Genomic DNA, 21,400 nt, shown 5'->3' with positions numbered 1-21,400 from the left:
ATGTGCATCCTAACCCTGCTCGTCAGGGTTTCGCACCTTCATCGGTCCGGGGGTGTACAGGCCGGAACGCGTGGTCACCTCGGTATCCACGTGCGCCAACTCAGGAACGTCGCCCGCAGAATTACGGCGCGGCTCGTACTGCGCCACCGAACCCCAGTCGCGCTGCCAATCGTCCTTGAGGTAGCCCGGGATCTCATACGAGGTGTTCACGGCCTCCGCAGGGGCGAGCGCGCCGCCGCCGAGGAAGTCCATGAAGCCAGAGAGCTGCTGCTTGCCCGGGCCGTCCGGCATGACGCGGAACTCCGGAATCTCGGTGACACCGTTGGCGTGGAAGAACGGGCGCTGGCAGGGGTATTGGAACGCGACGGTCCAGTCGAGCAGGCCCGGGGTGTCGGAATCGAAACGCTCAGACAGTGGGATCAGCTTCGGGTTGCGCAGTGGCGTGACCGCCAGCCAGTCCTTCTCCGCAAGGGAGGTGTCCTCGCCGACGAGACGCACCACGTTCGCCTCCTCCGGCAGGTCCGCCAGCGGGAAGCGCAGGTTACGCCACAGCGGGGTTGGGCCCTGGTCCAGCATCTCTACCTCGCCGAGCTTGCGCACCACACCGTCCTTGTTGGTGCCGTACTCCAGCTTCAGCTCGGTGCCTTCCTGCTCCACGCCGTTGATGTCGTGGTGGGCGATGCGGCCGGCGACGGAGGTGACCAGGAGAGGGCGGTCGTCGCTAAGCTGCGGCAACTCGTACCACGTGGTCTCCAGCGACGCGGACTGCTTCGGCTCATCATCGAAGGTGCCGGCAACCGGAATGCGGTTGTAGTCCAGGCCGAACGGCAGGCGCACGGTCGAGCCGTTCACGCCGCGCATCGACTTCGGACGGTTGCCCTGGGTGTTCACGCGGGAGGTGGACTGGGCTTCGTCGGAAGCGGGATCGACGTCGGCGGTGTCGTCGTCAGACTGTGTGTCGCTCAGCGTGCGGTCCGAAGTATCGGCCGTCTCCGAAGCGATGAACGCCGGCACGCCGTCCGGAGTGAAGCCGATGTTCTTGCCCGCATCCAGGGACTTGCCCAGCGGAACGCCGCCGACGGGGGTGAGGAAGGACTCGTTCGTGTCGTCCTCCAGAAGCACGTCGCCGCCGAGGGCACACACGTCGCCCTTGAACGACTTCACGTTGCCCATACCCACCGAATACGCCGGAGCTTGGGAGACGAACGACTTCACAAACGTCAGGCACGAGAACGTCACCATGAGGATCGCAAACACGGCGATCGGCGCAGCCATCACGCCCGACCAACGGGTGCTGATCGCGCGCGGGCCGCGCATCGACTGCACCACACCAATTGCGAACACCACCAGGGCGATCGCCAGCACCACAGTGTTGGCCTCGATGGCCTTGAACTGCACAGTGCGGTCCCACCACGGCACCGCGAACGAGGACACGTACCACCACGCGTTCCAACCCGCCAGGGTAAACGCCATGAGGAACAGCACCGCAGCCATAGCGAACGTGCGGTTGCGGTCCGACTTCATCGCAATCCGGGAGAGCACCACCGCACCCACAGCCGCGATCGCACCGCCGAGACCCGCGTAGATGCCGAAGTGGTGCGTCCACTTCGTCGGGGTGAACAGCAGGAAGAACGTCGCCATGCCCAGGATCAGCATCATGCGCTTGGTCGTGCCGGTCGTCTTGTCGCCCTTCGCCAGCGCCCACAGGATCAGGCCGGTGCACAGCAGCAGCGCGAACATGGGGAAGCGGCGCGACATGGAGCCGTCGACGGTCTGCTCGAGAAGCGTTGCGTAACGGGTCCACTCCTCAAACCAGCTCAACGCCGGGCCGACCTCGGAGCGCACCTTCGTCGCCTCCAGCACGGTGGCCAGGGTTTGGTCGTGGAACACCGGCACCATCACGGCCAGGCCCGCGCCCATAAACGGCGCGACGTAAGAAATTCGGGGCTGCGGGCGCGAACCGATCATGCGCAGCACCGCAGGCAGCGAAATCAGGAACACACCAACCGCTGCGAGGCCGGTTGGGCCGCACGCCAGGGTAAACGCGGCGGTCACGGTGCCCCACGCTGCCGGGGTGAGACGGTTCGTGGCAATCGCGCGCTCGAACAGCGCCCAGGTAGCCATCAGGCCAACGGCGATAATCGGCTCGGGGCGGGTGCCGTTGTTGTACGGCAACCAGAACGCCAGGAACACAAACGCCGCCGTCCAGTGGGCGACCCTGCGCTCGGCGATCTCCGGGCCCAACTTCGGCAGAATCTCGCGCGACAGCAGCCACCACGTGCCCAGCGCTGCGAACAGGGCCGGCAGGCGCATCCACATCGACGCAGTGGTCACCTCCGACAGCAGCGACAACACGTCGTAGAACGGGGAGCCGAACGGGGCTTCCGGCACGCCGTACCAGCGGTAGTAGTTGGCCATGTAGTCCGTGTTCGCGGCCACGCGCGCCATGGTCAGCAGGAAGCCATCATCGGAGGTGTTCGCGCCGAAGATGTGCCAAAAGCCAAGGACACCGGCTACGACGCCGTCGAGAGGCTTCAAGCCCCTTGCTTGGCGACGACGATAGCGCGCCGGACCATCCAACTTCCGCAACGCCCACAAACTGACCAGGGCGCTGAGCAGGCCGCCCCACATCGCAATGTTTTTGATCAGCGTCGGGGAGGACGTGAAGCGGGAGTTGATGTTCATGTGGGCGGCAAGGCCGTCGTCGATAAGCGACTGCTTATTTTCCAACTCCGTGTACATACCCGTGACCTGCGGGCGGTAATCATCCTCGCTGGTCTCCGAGTGGGACGTGCCCGGGATCTCAACCGTGGTCTCCTCGTGCGTCACGCTGACGTGCAGCTTCGCATCGTCGGGGAGGTTGCGGACTTCGGCTGGGGTGAGCTCGAAAAGGACGTCGTTGAGGGAAGTCACCACCAGGCCGCCGTCGGGAGCGGTGATGAACAGGCCACGGTCCGTCGCCTTATTCGACGACTCCGGCAACGTACCGAAGATCAGACTCTGGCCCTCACGCAGTTCGCCGACGCTGCTGGCCGGCACCGTGACCTCAAGGTCCTGCGGAGCCAACGAAATCAGCGGCGCGTTGATCGAACCAACCGTGTCGTTCTGCGGCCACGACACGCTCGCCTCCGTCTGCTTCACCGGCAAAAACGGGGTGAGCAGCAGAAGCACAAACGCGATGAGACCAGAAACGGTCGCAATAAGACGAGTAGATCCAGTTTTCACTCCGGTCACCTTACTTCCTCACCGCGACAGCAAACGGTCCGATGAACTTCACGTCCCAATTCGCCTTGTCAAACGCCTCCGGGTTGAAGAACAACCCTTGGTAGCGCACGTTCGGCTGGCTTGGGTAAATGTCGTGGGCGATGTGGGTCTTAAAGTCAGAATCCTCACTGCCGCGGAAAATGAAGGCAGTCGGCGGCTCCCACTGACTGTTGTCCACGGCCTCGGTGAGCTTCTTCGGGTCGTCGTAAGAAATCTGTGACCACGACTCCAGCTCACCGTTGCGCTGCTCGAACTCGCCGAGCGGGTTGGCGTAGTGGCTGGTAAACGCGTTGAATCCGAAGAATGGCTGGAAGGCCATGAAGTTGATCTCGTCGGTGTAGATCACCGCGTCGTTCTTCATGTGGCCGTGCTCTTCGATGTAGTCGGCGATCTCGTTGTAGTACTGGCCCGCATCCGGCGGGAAGCGGTCCGCGCGCTCGCCGTAGCCGTCGGTATCGGCGTAGGCCTGGTCGATGTACGCCTCGTTCTTCACCGCAATGTGCTGCACCATCTGCAGCGACGCCACAGCCACCAGGACAATCGCCACCACGTTCAAGGCGGTCTTATTCTTCACCTGCTGCTCCAGCCAGGTCAGGCGGAAGTTCGCCACCGCAATCACGCCGAGGGTGGCAAACAGCAACACAACCAGCACCTCGAGGCGGAAGCCCAGCAGGGAGGTACCCAGCAGCGTGATTGCCATGGAGGCGAGCGCCCACACGTAGCTCACGCCAATCGCCGCGCCCAGGGAGGCGATCTCCGGGTCGCGGAACCGCACGATAAGTCCAATGAGGCCGAACAGGCACAGCAGGCCTACCAGGGACAACGACAGGAACGGGAGGGCGAAGTAGGTGCCCTCGATGGGCAGGAAGTGGTTCGCGGTAGATTTCAGCGCCTCGTCACCGGTGACTACACGCCAGATGTACGGGCCCCACGAGATCGCAGCGATGGCCATGGAGGCGAACCCGACGATGAGCAGGTGCTTCAGCGGGGTCAGGGTGCGCTCGCCGGTGAAGAACATCACCACCGCGATCACCACAACCGTCAGCGCGCCAATGGCGGTGAACAGCGTGTAGAACGACGCGGAAATGCCCAGGTAGATCGTCAACGCGATGGTGGCTGCCCACGAGCCACTCAGCGCCCTGTGGGCCCACACCGCCGCGGCCGGGAGGAACATCGCCACGATTGCCGCGTAAGGCTCCTCTGGGACTTCCGTCAGCACGATCGCGGTGGTCACCACGGCAATCGCGGTAGCAACCGGCAGGGAACCGACGAGCCTGCGCCAGATCGGCGTCAGCATCGCCGCACCCGCCGCCAGGGTGGCAATCGCGTACGGCTGATACACCTCCCAACCGTCCATACCCAGCACGTTGGCCACGCGTCCGCCGACCCAGAACCAACCCATCGGGTAGAAGGTGGGCAGGTCCTTGTACGCCATGTCCGCGTGGCTCAAGTTTTCGGTCATGCGGGACAGGAACTGCGTCCTAAACCCCTGGTCAACCTGGATGCCGTCGAGATACAGCTTGGTGGCAGACAGCGGAATGCCAAGCGTTGCGACGACCAACCCCGCCGGCACCAACGCCATCACCGCAGAAATAATCCAGTGCTGCTTCCCGCGCGTCCACAGCACCGCCAGCACAGCGGCGATGCCCAACAGGACGAACGACACACCGGTGGCCAACGACCTGGTCACCATGGAGGTATTGAACGCCGGCAGCGAGATCTGGTGCAGCACAAACCACGCAGCAAGCGAGAGAATGCCGCCTGCGAGCCCCGCCGCGACGGTACGGACGGCTGCCTGCCCCGGTGACAGCTCGTCGGGATGATAAGCGGTAGTCATGCGTAATAGTGTCGCATACGCTGCCGACACTCACCCCACGCCACGTTCCGCCAGGTACATGAGGATGGCGCGGACGCGACGGTTGTCCTCGTCTGGGGTGAGCCCCAGTTTGGAGAAAATGCTGGACACGTGCTTCGCCACCGCCGCGCCGGAGAGGTAGAGCTTGCCCGCGATCTCACTGTTGGACAGGCCTTCTGCCATAAGTTCGAGCACCTCCACCTCGCGAGGGGTGAGCGTGGTTAACCAGCGTGAGCTCGCCGCCATCAGCGCACTTGCCACGTCTGGGTCGATGACCACGCCGCCGCCTGCCACGGTTTCGCAGGCCTGGATGAAGTCCTTCACCTCGGCGACGCGGTCTTTGAGCAGGTAGCCGGTCCCGCCATCGCCACCGGAGAACAGTTCCCGCGCGTATGCAGGCGCGACGTATTGCGACAGCACCAGCACATTCACTGGGCCGCGTTTGCGCAGTTCCAGGGCGGCTTGGAGGCCGTCGTCACGCATGTTCGGCGGCATGCGCACGTCCGTGATCACCAAGTCGGGCCCATACTTATCGACGACCCCCAGCAACCCATCCGCACACTCCACCTGCGCCACAACCTCGTGGCCGCGCCGGGTGAGCAACCCTGCAACACCCTCCCGCAGCAGCGCGGAGTCGTCCGCGATAACGATCCTCATGGCGCAATCCCACTTTCTCCTCGGAACAACAGCAACGGAATACGTGCGGTGACGGTGGTCGGGCCACCGTCCGGCGAGTGCAGCTCCATCTCACCGCCGAACGCCGCGATGCGTTCTCGCATACCCTCCAGCCCGCCGCCGGGCGTGATGCGAGCGTTGCCGCCGCCCTGGTCGGTGACGGAAACATTCAGGGTGTGGTCGCAGGTCACGAGCACGCTGACGTTTTCCTTGGGTGCATGCTTCGCGGCGTTGGTTAAGGCTTCGGTGGTGAAGAAGTAGGCGGCGGCGGTGACGGAGGCGTCGATACGCGGCAGCTCGTGCGGGGCACGGACCGTGACATGCGGGCCGTGCTGTGCGGCGGCGGTCTCGATCGCCGCAACCAATCCGTGGTCTGAAAGTTCCCGCGGGTGGATGCCGCGTACGGTTCTTCTGAGTGCGTCGAGGCCGTTGTGGAGGTCGCGGGCGGCGTCGTCGAGAAGCTGCGATGCAATGTCCAACCTTGCCTCGCCCAACTTCATCGCGGCAGCCACAAAATATTGCTGCGCGCCGTCGTGCAGGTCGCGCTCGATGCGCAGCCGCTCCACCTCATATGCCTCCGCGATCCTGCGCCGCGAAACCGTCAGCTGGTGGATTTTGGCGGCCGCGCGCTCCTCGTGTTTATGTCGCCGCATGGCCCCGAGCGTAGCCAGGTAGAGCTAGCACTACCCATATTCGGGAGCCAGGGCCATAGTGCTTATCGACGACCACCTGTGGAATAGAAACCATGCTTGAACTCAACGACATCACGAAGTCCTTCACCCAACAACGGGTCCTCGAAGGCATCAGCCTGACGGTTGGCGGCGGCGAATCCGTCGCGATTATGGGGCCCTCTGGCTCCGGCAAATCGACCCTGCTGCACTGCATGTCTGGCGTGCTCGTACCCGACGACGGCCAGGTGCGCTTCAACGGCCAGGACGTGTCGGCCATGAACGACGCGGAACGCTCGCGCCTGCGCCTGGAAAACTTTGGCTTCATCTTCCAAGACGGCCAGTTGCTGCCGGAGCTGACCGCCACCGAAAACGTCGCCCTGCCGCAGATCATGCGCGGGGTGCCGCGTGCGGAGGCGCACGCCGAGGCCATCGACATGCTGACCCGGTTGGGCTTGGGCGCCTTTGTGGACCGGTACCCGGGGCAACTCTCCGGCGGCCAGGTGCAGCGCGTGGCCATCGCGCGCGCGTTGGCCGGGCCGCCGTCGGTGGTGTTCGCTGACGAGCCGACAGCGGCGTTGGACCAAGCCACCGGGCACGAGGTCATGCAGCAGATCGTGGCAATCGCGCAGAAGTTCGGCGTCACCCTCGTGCTGGTCACGCACGACCCGAAGATCGCCGACTGGTGCAGCCGCCGCGTCGAAATCCGCGACGGCCTGATCCACTCGGAGGTGGCGCGATGAGTGCAGTGACGTTGATGCGCTCGGCGGTGTCGTCGACAAGCGAAGGGCGCTCGCAACGGCAGATCGGCGAACGCTGGGTCCGCGCGTTGTCGCTGGTGGCGGTAACCGTAGCGACCTGGATGCTGTGCACGCTCATGGGCGGCACCTGGATGTTCCTCGCCCGCGACCTGCACCCGCACGAGGCGCTGGTGGAAATCGCAGAGTCGATGGGCGGGCCCATTTCGATCGCGTATATCTTCCTCGCACTATTCGCGTGCGTGCTGCTCGTGCCAAGCCTGTTGGGGCTGCTCACCCAAGCCGCACGTGCGAACCTCGGCGGGCGCGAGGAGCACCTGGCGGCGCTGCGCCTCATCGGCGCGACCGCCGGCGAGGTACGCGGGATGATGATCCTCGAATCGCTGCGCCAGGCCCTGGTTGGGTTGGTACTCGGGTCGGTGCTGTACGTGGTCACGTGTCCCGCGTGGTCGCTGCTGACGTTCCAGGACAAACCCGTCGGCGCCTGGGAGATGCTCACCTGGTGGGTCATCCCCATCGCGTGGATCGTGGTGTTGGTACTAGCCGCGTGCTCAGTGTGGCTTGCCTTGCGACGAGTCGCCGTCACCCCTCTCGGCGTCACCAAGAAAATCCCGCCAAAGGGACAAAACATGATCACGCTGGTGCTGTCAGTGGTTGGTGCGGTGGTGCTGTATCGCTACCTGAGCTCGCTCACCATCGCTCCGCAGGCAGACGCGTTGGAATTCGGCGCCTTGTTGGTCGTGGCAGGCGGCATTCTCACTGTCAATGCACTGATCGCCGTCGGCGTGATCCAACTCCTCGCACGCCTGAGCTACCGAGTCCCCGGGGCCGCGAACTACGTGGCCACGCGCCGGGTCGGCAGGGGAGCGAAAACCACCTGGAAGCGCGTCACCGCCCTGTACTTCGTGGCGTTCATCGGCGGCGTCGGCGCCTGGATCTCCGCGGTGCCGGAGATCGACGACCAGCCCGCCCTGAAGATGATCACAGGGGACATCCCCTCCGGCGTGGTCATCACCGCTGTCTTCGCGGCAGTCCTCCTGGTCTCGTCCACCCTGCTCACCCAGGCACTTTCCGTGGTGGAGCAGAAGCAACTGACCAAATCGCTCTACTTCATTGGAGCGCCCGCTGCCTTTCACACCAAGGTGGCCGTGCGCGAAGTTGGGATTCCCATGCTCGTGGTGGCCCTGCTGGGATTCGGCATGGGTGGCCTGATGGGCACCATCATGGTCATGGTTTACGCCAACGTGCTGGACAAGGTGGCGCTGTTCGCTGCGCTTGTTGCGGTCGCGCTGGTTGGCTGTGTTTTGGCGGTGGTGGGGACCGGTCGGCTCCGCGAGCAGGTGCTGCTGGGGATGGGCAGGGCTAACGACTAGAAAATAGTTCCCGGGGTGTGAACTATCTTCCAACAAGACGAAAACGACCTGCAGAAAGTGAATGTTCTGCAGGTCGTTTTTGAAGAAAGTTCCCCGGCTGGGAACTATTTTGGCGCTAGAAGTTCAGCTTGCTCATGATCGGCGCCGGGATCGCCTTCAGCACCAGGGAGATCGGCCCGAAAAGCTTGTGCACGAACACGGAGGGCTTGCCGGCCAGGGCGGCCTCCACGGCAGCCTCGGCGACATCTTCCTTGTTCACGGTCAGCGGGGCCTCGTCGAGACCATCGGTCATCTTGGTGCGCACCTGGCCCGGGCGGACCACGGTGACCTTCACGCCGCTGTCCTTCAAAGCTTCACCGAGCTGCAGGTAGAAGCCGTCGATGCCGGCCTTTGCAGCACCGTAGACAAAGTTGGAACGGCGCACGCGCTGGCCCGCCACGGACGACAGGGCGATGATGTTGCCGCGGCCCTGACGCTTCATCTCCTGGCCCAACAGCACACCGACCGACATCGGGGCGGTGAAGTTGGTCTGCGCCGAGGCGACGGCGGCAGCCTGGTCCTGCCAGAGCTGCTCCTGGTCGCCGAGCGTGCCGAAGGCGACGACAGCGACGTCGACCTCGCCGTCCTCAAACGCCGCATCGATCACGGCAGGGTGGGAGGCGAAATCCAGGGCGTCGAAATCGACCAGGCGTACGTGGCCTGCGCCGGCGTTCTGGACTTGGGCGATGGCGTCGTCGATACGCGGGGAGTTCTTGCGCGCACACAGGGTGACGGTGGGGCTGCCGCCGCGGGAGACGAGCTCGCTGACAATCGCGAGCCCGATCTCACTCGTGCCGCCGAGGAGGAGGATGTGTTGGGCTTGGCCTACTGCGTTCAGCATGGGTACTCCTTAGTTGAGCTCAAGACGGCGGGACATGTCGGATGCGAACACGCCGGTCGGGTCGATGTCGCGGCGGGTCTTCAACCAGCCTGGCAGTTCCGGATACATCTTGTGGAACTTCTCCGCGCTCGTGCGCGATTCCTTGGCCAGGTAGAGGCGGCCACCGAACTGCATGACCTGGTCATCCAGGCGGTCGAGGAACTCGTTGAGGCCCGGACGGATTGGGAAGTCCACGCACACGTTCCAGCCCTTCATCGGGTAGGACAGCGGTGCCTGGTTGCCTTCGCCGAACAGCTTGAACACGTTCAGGGCGGTGTAGTGGCCGGAGGACTGGATGTCGTAAATGATGTCCTTGAACGGCTCCACAGCGTCGGTCGGGACGACGAACTGGTACTGCAGGAAGCCAGCCTTGCCGTAGCCGCGGTTCCACTTCCCGATGAGGTCCAGCGGCTGGTAAAACTGCGTCAGGTTCAGCACCTGGTTCCGGGCGGGGGAGCCCATCATGTAGTACGCCTCGCCGATAGCCATCAGGGAGAGCTTGTTCATGGTCCAGGACGGGAAAATGTCCGGCACCGTCATCAACTGCGGGGCGTTGAACTTCAACGGGTCCTTAGCCAGCTTCGGGGCGAACTCCTTCAACTGATCCAAGGTGGCCAGCGAGCCGCGGGAGATGGTGGAGCGGCCCGTCTTCGGCGGTGCGGAGATCGCGTCGAACCAGGCCGACGAGTAGGTGTAGTTCACCTCAGAGCCGTCGGAGTGCACCGCGATCGTCTCGTCGAGCGTGTTGGTGCGGTCGGTGTCTGCGATGAAGTAGGCGGTCTCCGTCTTGGTCATCTGGATCCGGGCGCGCAGGATGATGCCGGTCAGGCCCATGCCGCCAACAGTGGCCCAGAACAGCTCGGCGGTCTCGCCGGTCGGCTCCAGGTGCAGCACGCGGCCGTCCGCCACCAGCAGCTCCATGGACAACACGTGGTTGCCAAAGGAACCCGCCGAGTGGTGGTTCTTACCGTGAATATCCGGGCCGATCGCGCCACCGATGGTGACCTGGCGGGTACCCGGCAGCACCGGAACCCACAGGCCATACGGCAGGGCGGCCTTCATCAGTTGGTCGAGGCTCACGCCCGCGTCGACGTCGACAATGCCGGAGTCCGGGTCGATGGAGTGGATCCGGTTCAGCGGAGTCATATCGACGACCAAACCGCCACCATTCTGGGCGGGGTCACCATAGGAGCGACCCAGACCACGGGCGATGACGCCGCGGCGCTTGTGCTCGGGCAGGTCCGCGTTCTCATCCGCGACCCGCTTGACTGCCTCCGCAATCGTGTCCACGTCAGGGGTGGACAGGACCTGGGCGGTGGACGGGGCGGTACGGCCCCATCCGTAGAGGGATTGGGTTGTCAGTTCCATGCCCACAACCCTACCGCCGGACTAGAGATCCATAATGCTACGAATCTCCGCGGGCAGTTCTTCTTGGTTCGAAATCACAGGTCCGTCGTGTTCGCGAAGAATCTCATAGATACGTGTGCGGCCTTTGGAGTCCACAAACGGCAGCTCCTCGGCCATCAGGCGCACCATGAAGTCGGACAGGGGGACGTCGACACGCTGTGCTGCCTCGTGGATCGCGTCCGGGTCATCACCTTTGTAATGCTTCCTCATGGCACACGAGCCTAGTAGGGTAAACGCCCGTGTCCTCGAACGCTTCCCTAAAACAGCAGCTCATCCCGTTTTTGGTCATCGGTATCGGCTGCGCTGTCATCGACTTCGGCATCACCAACACCCTCGACCAAGCCCTCGACGTCCAGCGCGACCTTGCCAAGGCCGTGGGCTGGGTCTTCGGCACCATCTCCGCCTACGTGCTGAACTCCAAGTTCGCCTTCAACGCCAAAATCGACGCCAAAAAGCCAGCGCCGTATTCATCCTCTACGCCACCACCTTTGCGGTGCAGATGCTGCTGTGGAGGGTGACGGACGAGCCGTTGTCGTCGCTAGGCCACCATCCCCGGCTACGCCGTGTCCTTCGTCATCGCACAAGGCGTAGCGACGACTACCAACTTCCTCCTCCAGCGCTACTGGATCTTTAAAGGCGCTAAGGGCGGCGAAAGTCCTCTCGTGCCCCCCGCCTAAGCAACTTCAGCCAATCGAGGAAGCCCTTCGGATCCTTCTTCTCCACCAGGAAGAACCACCCGAACCGGACAACCTCCTGCAACTGCATTTTCCTCATGCCGCGCTGATTGATGATGTAGCCACGGTTGCGGTACGTGAAATACCGCTTCGTCTCATTATCCGGGAACTGCGCATGCGCCCGCCCACCCATAATCGGATGGAACTCGTCCGACCCATCCGGATGCAGATAAAACGCCGTCAACGCCGTGCCATACTTCAGCCCCGACTGCGCCAAACGACGGTGATACTCCACCTCATCGCCCCTGATAAACAGACGGTAATCCGGCACGCCGATGCGCTCCATCGCCTTCGCCGAAATCAACGCGCCATTAAACAGACTGGCGTACTGCGGCAGAAAATCGCCCTGCAGCTCATCAACACGCCGGTGCCACGTCGTGCCCTGCCGCAGCGGAAACGCCAGCTTCTCCGGGTCGTTGATGTTCGCTACCACCGGCGACACCTCCGACAACTGATGCTTCTCTGCGGTTCGGTACAACACCTCCAGCACCGTGTGATCCCGCGGGCGACCATCATCGTCCGCGCACCAAATCGCATCCGCCCCCAACGCCAGCGCGTGCAAGAATCCGTAGGCGAAGCCACCCGCCCCGCCCAGATTGGTCTTGCTTGGTAGGTAGACGCCCTTGTCGTGAGCGAGCTCGTCGACAAGCACACGCACCGCATCCTCATCACCGTTATCCACCACAATGACCCAATCCACCGGATGCGTCTGCGACACCACCTGCTCCAACGAGTTCCGCAGCAGGTCAACACGCTTATGGGTCACAATCACGGCAGCAGTCGTACCGTTGCGATTCAAGGCAGTCATACATTTATTGTGCCCGAGGGATCCCAAACCGTCGTTCTTGCGTCTAATAACCATGACCAACCTACGAAACGGCATGAGTGTCGACATCGAAGCAATCCTCATCCACGACAAACAACGCACACCCGACCTCACCTACCACCAAGTCAGCGCCGACCGCTACCTCGCCACCGAACACTGCCGTGAAGAATGGCGGGTGGACAACGACGCCCGTCACCACCCACGCGGCGTGCGCTACCACGGCTGCGCCGCCGCCCGTGCCATCGCCCACGCCGTCGAACGCCCCGGCAGCATCGTCTCCGGCTTCTCGGCACTCGCCCTCTATGGCTTGCCCTACCTGGTCGAAGGAGCCGACACCACGCTGCTCGCCTCCTCGGGACGCAACCAACTCGCAGGGCCTTGCTTACCGACGATCCGACGCCACTCCCGAGCAACCTTCCCCATTTGGAAAGTCACCCACCGTGGCGTTGGCCTTCGGACGGCTAGCCCAGTGGCGGCAGTTGTCCAGGCGTTGATCCAGGTCAAACGCGGGGAGCACTGTTGGAATGTCGTCGATGTAGAGGGCCTGTCTGCCGAGGAAGTCCGAGCGGTGCAACTCGTCGACTGTGTCCGTCGCTTCTGGGGCATCACACTCGCCGACATTACGGCAGCTGCCCGCCACAAAATCAACGCCAGTTGGTTAAGGAAGGTCTTGCGGCTCAGCAGCTCTCTTGCTGATTCCCCCAAGGAGACCGAGATGCGCCTTCTCGTTGCGGTGCTCGCGGCTCGGTATGGCCACGTCGTGCAGGAGCAGGTGCCGCTGGTCGTCGACGGCAGGACAGTGACCACGTTTGACCTGGCCATTCCTGATCTGAAGATTGCCGTGATGTACGACGGCGAACACCACTCGGACTATAAGCAGCGCAACAAAGACTCTTCCATCAACCTCAAGATGACCTTGGCGGGATGGACGCCCGCGAGGTGCTCGTCCAGGACGATGTTTGAATGCCTAGGCCTCGTCGAGTCCCTGATGCAAAAAAGTTCCCAGCGATAATGGGATTCGTGGAACTTTTACGGGGTGTGTCGCCCGGCGTCCTGGGGAAAGTGAAACTTTTGGGGGCCGAAATCGAAGAAAGTTCCCGGGCGGGGAACTTTCTTCGGGAGATGGTTGACACCTACCCGTGGAAGCGCTGCACCAGTTCTGCGACGTGGTCGCCGGCTTCGGGGCCTTCGTAGGCGCGGACGACGTCGGCAACCAGGCCGGCCTCCCTAATCTCGCCCTTGTCCACCCACAACGCGGTGTTGCAGAGCTGCGCCAGGAAGTCGTTGGAGTGGGAGGCGAACACGAGGATGCCGGAGCGCTCCACCATTTCGGCCAACCTCACGCGGGCTTTGGACATGAAGGCGGCGTCGACGGCGCCGATGCCTTCGTCGAGAAGCAGGATCTCGGGTTCGATGGAGGTGACCACGCCCAACGCCAGGCGGACGCGCATGCCGGTGGAGTAGGTGCGCAGGGGCATGGAGAGGTAGTCGCCGAGTTCGGAGAATTCGGCGATGTCGTCCATTTTGGCTTTCATCTGTTTGCGGGTCTGGCCGAGGAAGAGGCCGCGGATGATGATGTTTTCGTAGCCGGAGATTTCGGGGTCCATGCCGACGCCGAGGTCGAAGACGGGGGCGACGCGGCCGCGGACGTCGGCGACGCCACGGGTGGGTTCATAGATGCCGGAGAGCAGTCGCAACAAGGTGGTTTTACCTGCGCCGTTGTGGCCGACGAGGCCGACGCGGTCGCCCTCCCTTAAATGCAGGTTGATGTCGCGGAGTGCTTCGACGACGACGGTGTTGGAGGCGTTCTGGCCGATTTTGCCGCCGGCCGAGGACATCATGGCCTTTTTCAGGGAGCGGGATTTGGCGTCGAAGATGGGGAAGTCGACGCAGGCGTTGTAGGTGTCGATGGAAACCATGTGTAACTCCTAGACCCAGTACGGCACGCGGAAGCGCCACTGTTTCATGGCCAGCAGGGTGATGAGTACGCCGACGATGGTGCAGGCGATGACGATGAGCCAGTGGTAGGCGGCGACGGGGTCGTCGATAAGCGGTGCTCTGACGATTTCGAGGTAGTGGAACAGGGGGTTGATCTCAGCGAGCATTGCACGCTTCTCGACGACACCACCCTGGTCCTTCAGCGTCCTCGTCGTCCATACGATCGGGGTGACGTAGAAGAGGAGTTGGACGAGGGCTTCGAGCAGCGGGGCGACGTCGCGGAAGCGGGTGGCCACCATGCCGAAGAACATGGCGACCCACACGCCGTTGACCAGCAGCAGGGCCATACCCGGGATGAACAGGAGTGTGTTCAGGGTGATGGGGATGCGGAAGATCAGGGCGAGTAGCACCCAAATGACCATGTTGTGGGCGAGGAACAGCGTTTGGCGCCACACGAGCCGGTAGATGTGGACCGACAGGGCGGAAGGGAGCTGTTTGATCAGGCCTTCGTTTTCGATGAAGACGTTCGCGCCGTCTTTGATGCAGCCGGAGATGAAGCCCCAGACGATGAAGCCGACGGTGACGTGGGGGAGGAACTCGGCGACGTCGATTTGGAACAGCATGGAGTACAGCAGGCCGAGGGCGAGCGACATCACACCGGTGGCGATGGTGATCCAGAGGGGGCCGAGCGTGGAGCGTCGGTAGCGTTGTTTGATGTCTTGCCAGCCGAGTTGGAGCCAGAGTTCGTGTTGGCCCCAGCCGCGGATGAGGTCGTCGAATGCCCGCCGGAACGTTTTGGATGTTGATGGCGGGGTGTTTTCGCCAGGCGCGCTGGTCATCCGGGCGACGTCATCGCGCAGTTGTTCTACGTTATGCACGCAGTTCACCCTAGTGCACATGTTTCGTGCTCCCGAGCTGGCGGTGTGCGCTGTGTCGGACGTGCGTGCATAATTAGGGGCGTTCTTGCGTGAAGGAGGTCTGCCGTGGCTTATGACGTGTGGGGGGTCCGTGGGCTGTACGGGTCGTTGGGTGGCGGTTGGACGTATCTGAATGCGCATGTGTCGCCGCAGGTGCCGGAGAAGGTTGCGGGGGCGGTTGCGCGGAGTTTCCGTAATGCTGCGTCGGTGCCGCCGCCGGAGCCGGTGTTGGGGTCGCATTCGCGGTCGGATGTTGGTTTGCCGGAGGGGGTGGAGTATCCGAAGGCGGCGCGGTCGGCGATTGCGGATTTGGCTGGGGTGATGCCGGAGCAGGTGGTGTTGGGGCCGAGTGTTCCGGCGTTGTATTCGGCGTTGGTGTCGGCGATGCGTCCGATGTTGCGGCATAACTCGTCGATGGTGCTGAATCCGGTGGATCGTCCGGTGTTGTCGGGGCGTTTGCAGCGCGCTGGCGTATCGACGATTTGGGCGCAGGCCGATCTGGCTACCGGCGATTTGCCGGCGTGGCAGTACCGCGACATTGCGGACGGGTCGACGCGTTTGGTGTCGGTGCCGGCGGCGCATCCGGAGTTGGGCAACGTTGTGGGCGTTGCGGACATTGTGGAGGCGGTGCGTGAGAAGTCCCGGGCGTGGGTGCTTGTGGATGCGTCGGCGTACGCCCCGTACCGTCCGTTGGATTTGGATGCGTGGGGTGCCGATATCGCTGCGGTGGACATGGCCCAGTTCGGCGGCCCGGAGATCGCGGCCCTGATTTTCCGTGACGCGGCGATGTTTAAGCGTTTGGACCGTGAGGCTCTCGAGTTGGAGGTGTCGCCTGGTCTTGCTGGTGGTGTGCCGGCTGTGGTGGAGCACTATGCGTCGTTGGTTGAGGGGGCGGCGGGGAGGTCGTCGAGACGCAATCGCTTGAAGTACTCGATGGGGGAGACCACCGCGTACCTGAACGGGCTGCGGGATGATCTGCATACGTTTTTGGGCACGCTGCCTGCGGTGCACATCGTTGGTGTGACGGGCGAGGCAGCGGAGGGCGCGCGTGTGGAGCGCATCCCGCGCCTGGCGTTCGGTGTGCGAGGCGTGCCGTCGGAAACCGTGCTGGATCGCTTGGTCACGCACGGTATTGTCGCTGCTCAGACGACGCAGACACAGCTTCTCGACGACATGGGCGTCGCCGACATGGGCGGCGCCGTCACCATCGCCATGTCGCCCTTTAATACCCAGAACGACATCGAGCAGTTGGTGCGCACGGTCGCCTCGCTGGCGTAGCCTACGCGATCAAAAGGATTTTTCCGGTGTTGTCGCCGGAATCCATGTGGTCGTGGGCCTTGGCGGCGTCGGCGAGCGGGAACGTGGCGGTGATGTTGGGCTTGATCTGGCCGGACTCGATGAGCGGCCAGACGTTCTTCACCGTCGAGGCGACAATCTCCGCCTTCATCGGACGTGGACGGGCGCGCAGGGTGGTGGCGTGGACCGACAGGCGCCGCGGCATCATCCGGCCAAGCGACAGCGTGCCCTTCGGCCCGCCCTGCACCGCAATGACCACGAGGCGACCGTCGGTGTTGAGCGCCTTGATGTTCTGCTCCAGGTACGGCCCACCAACCACGTCGAGGATCACGTCCGCCCAGGCCTTGAGTTCCTCGGCGAAGTCCTGCTCCTTGTAGTTAATAAGGACGTCCGCGCCGAGGCCCTTGCAGTAGTCGAGCTTCTCCTGGCTACCCGCAGTGACGGCGACGGTGCAGCCCAGCGCCTTGCACAGCTGGATGGCGAACGAGCCGATGCCGCCCGCGCCGCCGTGGATGAGCACGTTGTCGCCCTTTTGGATGCCGGCGAGCATGCCCAGGTTCGACCACACCGTGCAGGCTGCCTCCACCACGCCGGCGGTTTCCTCCAACGTGAGGTTCGCGGGCTTCGGCGTGAGCTGGCCCTCCGGCACTGCGACGTATTCGGCGTACCCGCCGCCCGCCAGCAGGCAGCCGACCTCTTCGCCCTTTTCGCGGCCGGTGGTGCCCGGGTCCTCGATCACGCCGGCGCACTCCAGGCCAATAATTTCCGACTCGCCCCTCGGCGGCGGGTACTTGCCCTCGGCCTGCACGATGTCGCCACGGTTCACGCCCGCCGCCGTGACCCTGACCAGTACCTCCCCGTCCTGCAGTTGCGGGGTGTCCACTTCGGTGAGTTCGAGGGAGCGGGGGTTGGTGTCGTCGATAAGTGTGATCGCTTTCATGCGGCCAGGCTACCGAGATTGAGCGACGCGCGACGTGTTGTAGAGTATGTGCGTCGCACTTGCTTTGCGACGAGGAGACGTGGCAGAGCGGCCGAATGCACCGGTCTTGAAAACCGGCGAGGTTTATCCCTCCAGGGGTTCAAATCCCCTCGTCTCCGCCAATTTCTTTTGGGGGGTGCTTCAGGGGGCTGTTCCTGAAATTTAGGTGAATTTCTCCATAAACGCTGGCAGCGTTTGTCAAGCCTGACGTAGGGTTCTTCACAAGTCTGCCTCGGTGTTGGGGCAGCGTATGGCGAAAATATGTTGCTCATGGTGGAGGTAGAAATGAGCGAGAAGTTCACTACGAGGAAAGGCCGTGTGCGTCGCAACGTTGTGGCGCTACTGAGTGCAGTAGCGCTGGGCGTCGGCGGGGTAGCGGTGCCGCAGACCGCGGGTGCTTGGGTCCAGCAGGATATCGAGCGAAACTATGGGGAAAAGCCCGACCCGGTCCAAGAAACGAACGCGATTTTTGAGACCTTCAAGCCGGAAACAATGCAATCCGATGGAAGCTACACCTACACCATTGGAGGCAAGGCTAAGGCGCCGAAGCCACTCCCCGACCAGAATGATCCTGATTACGAGCTAAAACAGCGTGGTGCGTCTGACATTCTCACGATGACGGTGTGGGTTTGGGCTGCGACCCCCAATACAGTCTTGGAAGAACCCACTGCGGACGACTTCAAGTGGGCTAGCGGTCAAACACGTCCGTTTAAGAGTATTGAGAAAGTCAGGGCCGACGATGGTGTTTACACCGATCAAGACGGCAATAAGATCGGCGGTGGCGACGGCTACAAGATTGAGTTTGATATCAACGCAGCAGAGGACAGCTTTACTGCGGAGATTCAAGCGAAGTTGAAAGCAGATATTCCTGCAGGAGCCCTGGTCACGGCTGCTACTTACGTGGAGACGACGATTAGCCCCCGGGTTATCTGGGAGCATGAAAACTCGTGGTTGACGACAGATCCCAACGATTCTGACACGTGTGCAGGTATCGCACACGGACGGCACCGTCTCCAGGGCGGAGGTTATGGCCAGTGGATGGCTGAAATGTATCTCGGTTCGTTGAATGGAAACCTGGAGCTCAGGGGTGCGCCGCGTGTTACATTCACGCTGCCTAACGGTGACACATTCAGCGGTGAAGAATCGGGCATGACTCAGGGTGACGTTTCGTCCCAAGCTCTCGACGCAAACTACAAAGCAGGCTTTGAGAAGTTAAATCCCAACACCGTTTGGGGACAGAAATTTGACTGGCCCTTTGATAAAAACACGGCGACAGGTAAATTTTGGCTCCCCACCGGGACCATCTTCGAATTCGAGCAGAATGTTTACGACAAAGACAAACCCTGCTCGGATGCCAAGTGGGGAGGCGACAAGCTCCACCACCGTGCGATGCTGACATCCGTGAACCCGCCTATTGTCAGGGCCGACACTGCACAAACGTGGTTCAAGATGCCAGAAGGTGAGGAGCCGTGCGACTGCGAACTGGGCTCGGTGGGCGACAAGGTCTGGATTGATAAGAACAAAGACGGAATCCAGGACGAAGACGAAACGCAGGGCGTTGCCGGTGTAAAGGTGGTTCTCAAGGACGCGTCCGGTAAGGAAGTTGCTCGTACGGTGACGGATGAGGATGGCAACTGGAATACCAATGTGAAACCGGGTCACTACACGGTCGTGTACGAGCCTGGGAATAACGTGCCTACGAAGCCGGAGCAGATCGAACGCACCGTCACTATCAAGCCGGGTGAGAAGCGTGACGATATTGACCTGGGTATTCTGCCGTCTGGTTCTGTTGGTGACCGTGTTTGGAATGACGCTAATGGTGATGGCAAGCAGGATGAGGGTGAAGAGGGCCTCGAGAATGTAGTTGTGTTGGTGTCGCGTGATGGTGAGCCGACGCGTTCTGCCGTGACCGATAAGGACGGCAACTGGAAGATCGAGGGTCTTAATCCGAACGCTGAGTACGACATTCGTTTCATCCAGCCGGATGGTTGGGAAGTCACGGGCAAGGTGCCGGGTTCGGATGAGTCGGGCCTGGTGTCCAAGGTGACGGTGAAGCCGAATGAGTACAACGACACCTACGACCTTGGCTTGAGGAAGACCGACGTAACCTGCGATTGTGAGCCGGAAGCACCGGGCACGCTTGGCGACCGCGTGTGGGTCGATACCAACGGCAACGGCAAGGAAGACCCGGACGAGACCGAGGGTGTCGAGGGCATTACGGTGATCATCCGCGATAAGGATGGCAGCGAGGTCATCCGTACGGTGACGGATGAGGATGGCAACTGGAAGGTTGACGTCGAGCCGGGCGACTACACGGTCGTGTACGAGCCGGGTGATCGTGTGCCGTCGGAGCCGGGTCAGGTCAGCACCAAGGTCACGATTAAGCCGGGTGAGAAGCGTGACGATATCGACCTGGGTATTCTGCCGTCTGGTTCTGTTGGTGACCGTGTTTGGAATGACGCTAATGGTGATGGCAAGCAGGATGAGGGTGAAGAGGGCCTTGAGAATGTAGTTGTGTTGGTGTCGCGTGATGGTGAGCCGACGCGTTCTGCCGTGACCGATAGCAATGGTGATTGGAAGATTGAGGGTCTTAATCCGAACGCTGAGTACGACATTCGTTTCATCCAGCCGGATGGTTGGGAAGTCACGGGCAAGGTGCCGGGTTCGGATGAGTCGGGCCTGGTGTCCAAGGTGACGGTGAAGCCGAATGAGTACAACGACACCTACGACCTTGGCTTGAAGAAGATTGAAACGACCTGCGATTGCGAGCCGGAAGCACCGGGCACGCTTGGCGACAAGGTCTGGGTGGATACCAACGGCAACGGCAAGGAAGACCCGAACGAGACCGAGGGCGTCGAGGGTGTCACGGTGATCATCCGCGATAAGGATGGCAACGAGGTCATCCGTACGGTGACGGACGAAGGCGGCAACTGGAAGGTTGACGTCGAGCCGGGCGAGTACACCGTGGAGTACAAGACGCGTGATGGTTACACCCCGACGGATCCGTCGCAGGTGTCGTGCAAGGTTGTTGTGGAGTCCGGTAAGGAATACCTGGACGTTGACCTTGGTGTGAAGCCGGGGGAGAAGACCCCGCCGACCCCGCCGGTGACCGAGACCGTCACGGAGACTGTTCCAGTTCCGACCCCGCCGGTGACCGAGACCGTCACGGAGACTGTTCCAGTTCCGGCCCCGCCGGTGACCGAGACCGTCACCGAAACTGTTCCGGTTCCGACCACCAAGGTTGAAAAGCCGAACGGCAAGACGGACAACGGTGCCTGGGAGCGTTGCGTGGCTAACGCTGTGGCGTCCCCGCTGCTGTACCTGGTGCCGATTGCGGTGCTTGGTGCCGTCGGTGGCGAGTTGGCTCGTCCGTACATGGGCGCGATCAACGAACAGTTGGCCAAGGTCAACGCTGACATTCAGGCGGCGATGCGTCGCGATACTCCAGATCGTGGCCACGGCGGCGCCGGCCGAGACAACGACCAGTTCGCGGACATCCGCGCACAGCTCGATGCTGCGAACCGTCAGATCCAGGCGATTGGCAACGACCCGAACATCCAGCGCTTCGGCACCATCGCACTTGGCGTACTTGGTCTGGTCGCTGCAGGTGGCGTGCTGTACGACTGGTGCTCGAACGAGAAGGGTGAGGCGTTCACCTCGATCAAGGGTGGTTCGTCCGAGCCGATGCCGATCACTACGGCACCGGTGACGACGACTCCGGAGAAGTAACCGCCAGCAACAAAGCCGACCTCGAGGGACTTAAACCTCGGGGTCGGCCTCTTTTACGGGAA

At 62.5% G+C, this 21,400-nt stretch carries 17 protein-coding genes and 1 tRNA gene; 7 read left to right on the top strand and 11 right to left on the bottom strand.

The window, feature by feature from the left end; genetic code table 11:
* Positions 1–9: 9 nt before the first annotated feature.
* The 4 genes from HMPREF2656_RS03210 to HMPREF2656_RS03195 are packed head-to-tail and all read right to left on the bottom strand — an operon-like array spanning position 10 to position 6,447.
* On the bottom strand, positions 10–3,225 hold the full coding sequence (locus HMPREF2656_RS03210; protein ID WP_246825100.1) for an arabinosyltransferase domain-containing protein: 3,216 nt from the start codon (positions 3,223–3,225) through the stop codon (positions 10–12).
* Positions 3,226–3,235: 10 nt separating this feature from the next.
* Positions 3,236–5,101: a galactan 5-O-arabinofuranosyltransferase gene (locus HMPREF2656_RS03205; RefSeq protein WP_070815834.1), complete on the bottom strand. Its 1,866-nt coding sequence runs from the start codon at positions 5,099–5,101 to the stop codon at positions 3,236–3,238.
* Positions 5,102–5,131: 30 nt separating this feature from the next.
* The gene (locus tag HMPREF2656_RS03200) at positions 5,132–5,776 is read right to left on the bottom strand and encodes a response regulator transcription factor (protein WP_070613878.1); all 645 of its coding nucleotides are present in this window, start codon (positions 5,774–5,776) and stop codon (positions 5,132–5,134) included.
* Complete coding sequence (locus HMPREF2656_RS03195) at positions 5,773–6,447, bottom strand: sensor histidine kinase (RefSeq protein ID WP_070815833.1); 675 nt, start codon at positions 6,445–6,447, stop codon at positions 5,773–5,775. The genes HMPREF2656_RS03200 and HMPREF2656_RS03195 overlap by 4 nt, the downstream gene beginning before the upstream one ends.
* 92 nt (positions 6,448–6,539) lie before the next feature.
* On the opposite strand from HMPREF2656_RS03195, the gene HMPREF2656_RS03190 reads away from it, so the two are divergent.
* Positions 6,540–7,205, top strand: a complete 666-nt coding sequence (locus HMPREF2656_RS03190) for an ABC transporter ATP-binding protein (RefSeq protein ID WP_070472485.1) — start codon at positions 6,540–6,542, stop codon at positions 7,203–7,205.
* Complete coding sequence (locus HMPREF2656_RS03185) at positions 7,202–8,593, top strand: FtsX-like permease family protein (RefSeq protein WP_070815832.1); 1,392 nt, start codon at positions 7,202–7,204, stop codon at positions 8,591–8,593. Before HMPREF2656_RS03190 ends, HMPREF2656_RS03185 begins: the two co-directional genes overlap by 4 nt.
* A 115-nt stretch (positions 8,594–8,708) precedes the next feature.
* Here the strand turns inward: HMPREF2656_RS03185 and HMPREF2656_RS03180 are convergent, their stop codons facing one another.
* Genes HMPREF2656_RS03180 through HMPREF2656_RS03170 form a run of 3 tightly spaced genes read right to left on the bottom strand, consistent with a single transcriptional unit; the run spans position 8,709 to position 11,129 of the window.
* Positions 8,709–9,473, bottom strand: a complete 765-nt coding sequence (locus HMPREF2656_RS03180; protein WP_070771368.1) for a decaprenylphospho-beta-D-erythro-pentofuranosid-2-ulose 2-reductase — start codon at positions 9,471–9,473, stop codon at positions 8,709–8,711.
* Positions 9,474–9,482: 9 nt separating this feature from the next.
* Complete coding sequence (locus HMPREF2656_RS03175; RefSeq protein ID WP_070484962.1) at positions 9,483–10,880, bottom strand: decaprenylphosphoryl-beta-D-ribose oxidase; 1,398 nt, start codon at positions 10,878–10,880, stop codon at positions 9,483–9,485.
* Between the two features lie 21 nt (positions 10,881–10,901).
* Positions 10,902–11,129: a hypothetical protein gene (locus HMPREF2656_RS03170; RefSeq protein WP_070815831.1), complete on the bottom strand. Its 228-nt coding sequence runs from the start codon at positions 11,127–11,129 to the stop codon at positions 10,902–10,904.
* Between the two features lie 29 nt (positions 11,130–11,158).
* Here HMPREF2656_RS03170 and HMPREF2656_RS13595 point away from each other — a divergent pair, with 29 nt between their 5' ends.
* A complete protein-coding gene (locus tag HMPREF2656_RS13595) occupies positions 11,159–11,437 on the top strand; it encodes a GtrA family protein (protein WP_371440644.1) in 279 nt (92 codons plus the stop codon).
* Between the two features lie 121 nt (positions 11,438–11,558).
* On the opposite strand, the gene HMPREF2656_RS03160 is transcribed toward HMPREF2656_RS13595, so the two are convergent.
* Entirely contained in the window at positions 11,559–12,461 is a 903-nt protein-coding gene (locus HMPREF2656_RS03160; RefSeq protein ID WP_070815914.1) for a galactofuranosyltransferase GlfT1, read from the bottom strand.
* A gap of 73 nt (positions 12,462–12,534) precedes the next feature.
* Between HMPREF2656_RS03160 and HMPREF2656_RS03155 the strand changes: the two genes are divergently transcribed.
* A complete protein-coding gene (locus HMPREF2656_RS03155) occupies positions 12,535–13,491 on the top strand; it encodes a hypothetical protein (RefSeq protein WP_070422007.1) in 957 nt (318 codons plus the stop codon).
* Between the two features lie 121 nt (positions 13,492–13,612).
* Here the strand turns inward: HMPREF2656_RS03155 and HMPREF2656_RS03150 are convergent, their stop codons facing one another.
* Both HMPREF2656_RS03150 and HMPREF2656_RS03145 read right to left on the bottom strand, forming a co-directional pair.
* Positions 13,613–14,398 carry a galactan export ABC transporter ATP-binding subunit Wzt/RfbE gene (locus HMPREF2656_RS03150; RefSeq protein WP_070422008.1) on the bottom strand — a complete coding sequence of 262 codons (786 nt, stop codon included), beginning with the start codon at positions 14,396–14,398 and terminating at the stop codon, positions 13,613–13,615.
* Between the two features lie 9 nt (positions 14,399–14,407).
* Positions 14,408–15,316: a galactan export ABC transporter permease subunit Wzm/RfbD gene (locus HMPREF2656_RS03145; RefSeq protein ID WP_070815830.1), complete on the bottom strand. Its 909-nt coding sequence runs from the start codon at positions 15,314–15,316 to the stop codon at positions 14,408–14,410.
* Between the two features lie 84 nt (positions 15,317–15,400).
* Between HMPREF2656_RS03145 and HMPREF2656_RS03140 the strand changes: the two genes are divergently transcribed.
* Positions 15,401–16,612, top strand: coding sequence for an aminotransferase class V-fold PLP-dependent enzyme (locus HMPREF2656_RS03140; RefSeq protein ID WP_070815829.1), 1,212 nt, complete (start codon positions 15,401–15,403; stop codon positions 16,610–16,612).
* A gap of 1 nt (position 16,613) precedes the next feature.
* Here the strand turns inward: HMPREF2656_RS03140 and HMPREF2656_RS03135 are convergent, their stop codons facing one another.
* Positions 16,614–17,570: an NAD(P)H-quinone oxidoreductase gene (locus HMPREF2656_RS03135; RefSeq protein WP_070815828.1), complete on the bottom strand. Its 957-nt coding sequence runs from the start codon at positions 17,568–17,570 to the stop codon at positions 16,614–16,616.
* Between the two features lie 73 nt (positions 17,571–17,643).
* On the opposite strand from HMPREF2656_RS03135, the gene HMPREF2656_RS03130 reads away from it, so the two are divergent.
* Positions 17,644–17,731: transfer RNA gene (locus HMPREF2656_RS03130), tRNA-Ser, on the top strand.
* Positions 17,732–17,894: 163 nt separating this feature from the next.
* Positions 17,895–21,338 carry an SdrD B-like domain-containing protein gene (locus tag HMPREF2656_RS03125; RefSeq protein WP_210400953.1) on the top strand — a complete coding sequence of 1,148 codons (3,444 nt, stop codon included), beginning with the start codon at positions 17,895–17,897 and terminating at the stop codon, positions 21,336–21,338.
* The last annotated feature ends 62 nt before the right edge of the window (positions 21,339–21,400 follow it).

Source organism: Corynebacterium sp. HMSC034B08 (genome assembly GCF_001835805.1).
Lineage (GTDB): Bacteria > Actinomycetota > Actinomycetes > Mycobacteriales > Mycobacteriaceae > Corynebacterium > Corynebacterium coyleae.
This window is presented reverse-complemented; position numbering and strand designations above follow the sequence as displayed.

What these genes read in the sequence shown, in the direction of transcription:
- HMPREF2656_RS03205 (WP_070815834.1), bottom strand. Translation starts at nt 5,101, where the DNA reads ATGACTACCGCTTATCATCCCGACGAGCTGTCACCGGGGCAGGCAGCC.
- HMPREF2656_RS03200 (WP_070613878.1), bottom strand. Translation starts at nt 5,776, where the DNA reads ATGAGGATCGTTATCGCGGACGACTCCGCGCTGCTGCGGGAGGGTGTT.
- HMPREF2656_RS03195 (WP_070815833.1), bottom strand. Translation starts at nt 6,447, where the DNA reads ATGCGGCGACATAAACACGAGGAGCGCGCGGCCGCCAAAATCCACCAG.
- HMPREF2656_RS03190 (WP_070472485.1), top strand. Translation starts at nt 6,540, where the DNA reads ATGCTTGAACTCAACGACATCACGAAGTCCTTCACCCAACAACGGGTC.
- HMPREF2656_RS03185 (WP_070815832.1), top strand. Translation starts at nt 7,202, where the DNA reads ATGAGTGCAGTGACGTTGATGCGCTCGGCGGTGTCGTCGACAAGCGAA.
- HMPREF2656_RS03180 (WP_070771368.1), bottom strand. Translation starts at nt 9,473, where the DNA reads ATGCTGAACGCAGTAGGCCAAGCCCAACACATCCTCCTCCTCGGCGGC.
- HMPREF2656_RS03175 (WP_070484962.1), bottom strand. Translation starts at nt 10,880, where the DNA reads ATGGAACTGACAACCCAATCCCTCTACGGATGGGGCCGTACCGCCCCG.
- HMPREF2656_RS03170 (WP_070815831.1), bottom strand. Translation starts at nt 11,129, where the DNA reads ATGAGGAAGCATTACAAAGGTGATGACCCGGACGCGATCCACGAGGCA.
- HMPREF2656_RS03160 (WP_070815914.1), bottom strand. Translation starts at nt 12,461, where the DNA reads ATGACTGCCTTGAATCGCAACGGTACGACTGCTGCCGTGATTGTGACC.
- HMPREF2656_RS03155 (WP_070422007.1), top strand. Translation starts at nt 12,535, where the DNA reads ATGAGTGTCGACATCGAAGCAATCCTCATCCACGACAAACAACGCACA.
- HMPREF2656_RS03150 (WP_070422008.1), bottom strand. Translation starts at nt 14,398, where the DNA reads ATGGTTTCCATCGACACCTACAACGCCTGCGTCGACTTCCCCATCTTC.
- HMPREF2656_RS03145 (WP_070815830.1), bottom strand. Translation starts at nt 15,316, where the DNA reads ATGTGCACTAGGGTGAACTGCGTGCATAACGTAGAACAACTGCGCGAT.
- HMPREF2656_RS03135 (WP_070815828.1), bottom strand. Translation starts at nt 17,570, where the DNA reads ATGAAAGCGATCACACTTATCGACGACACCAACCCCCGCTCCCTCGAA.
- HMPREF2656_RS03125 (WP_210400953.1), top strand. Translation starts at nt 17,895, where the DNA reads ATGAGCGAGAAGTTCACTACGAGGAAAGGCCGTGTGCGTCGCAACGTT.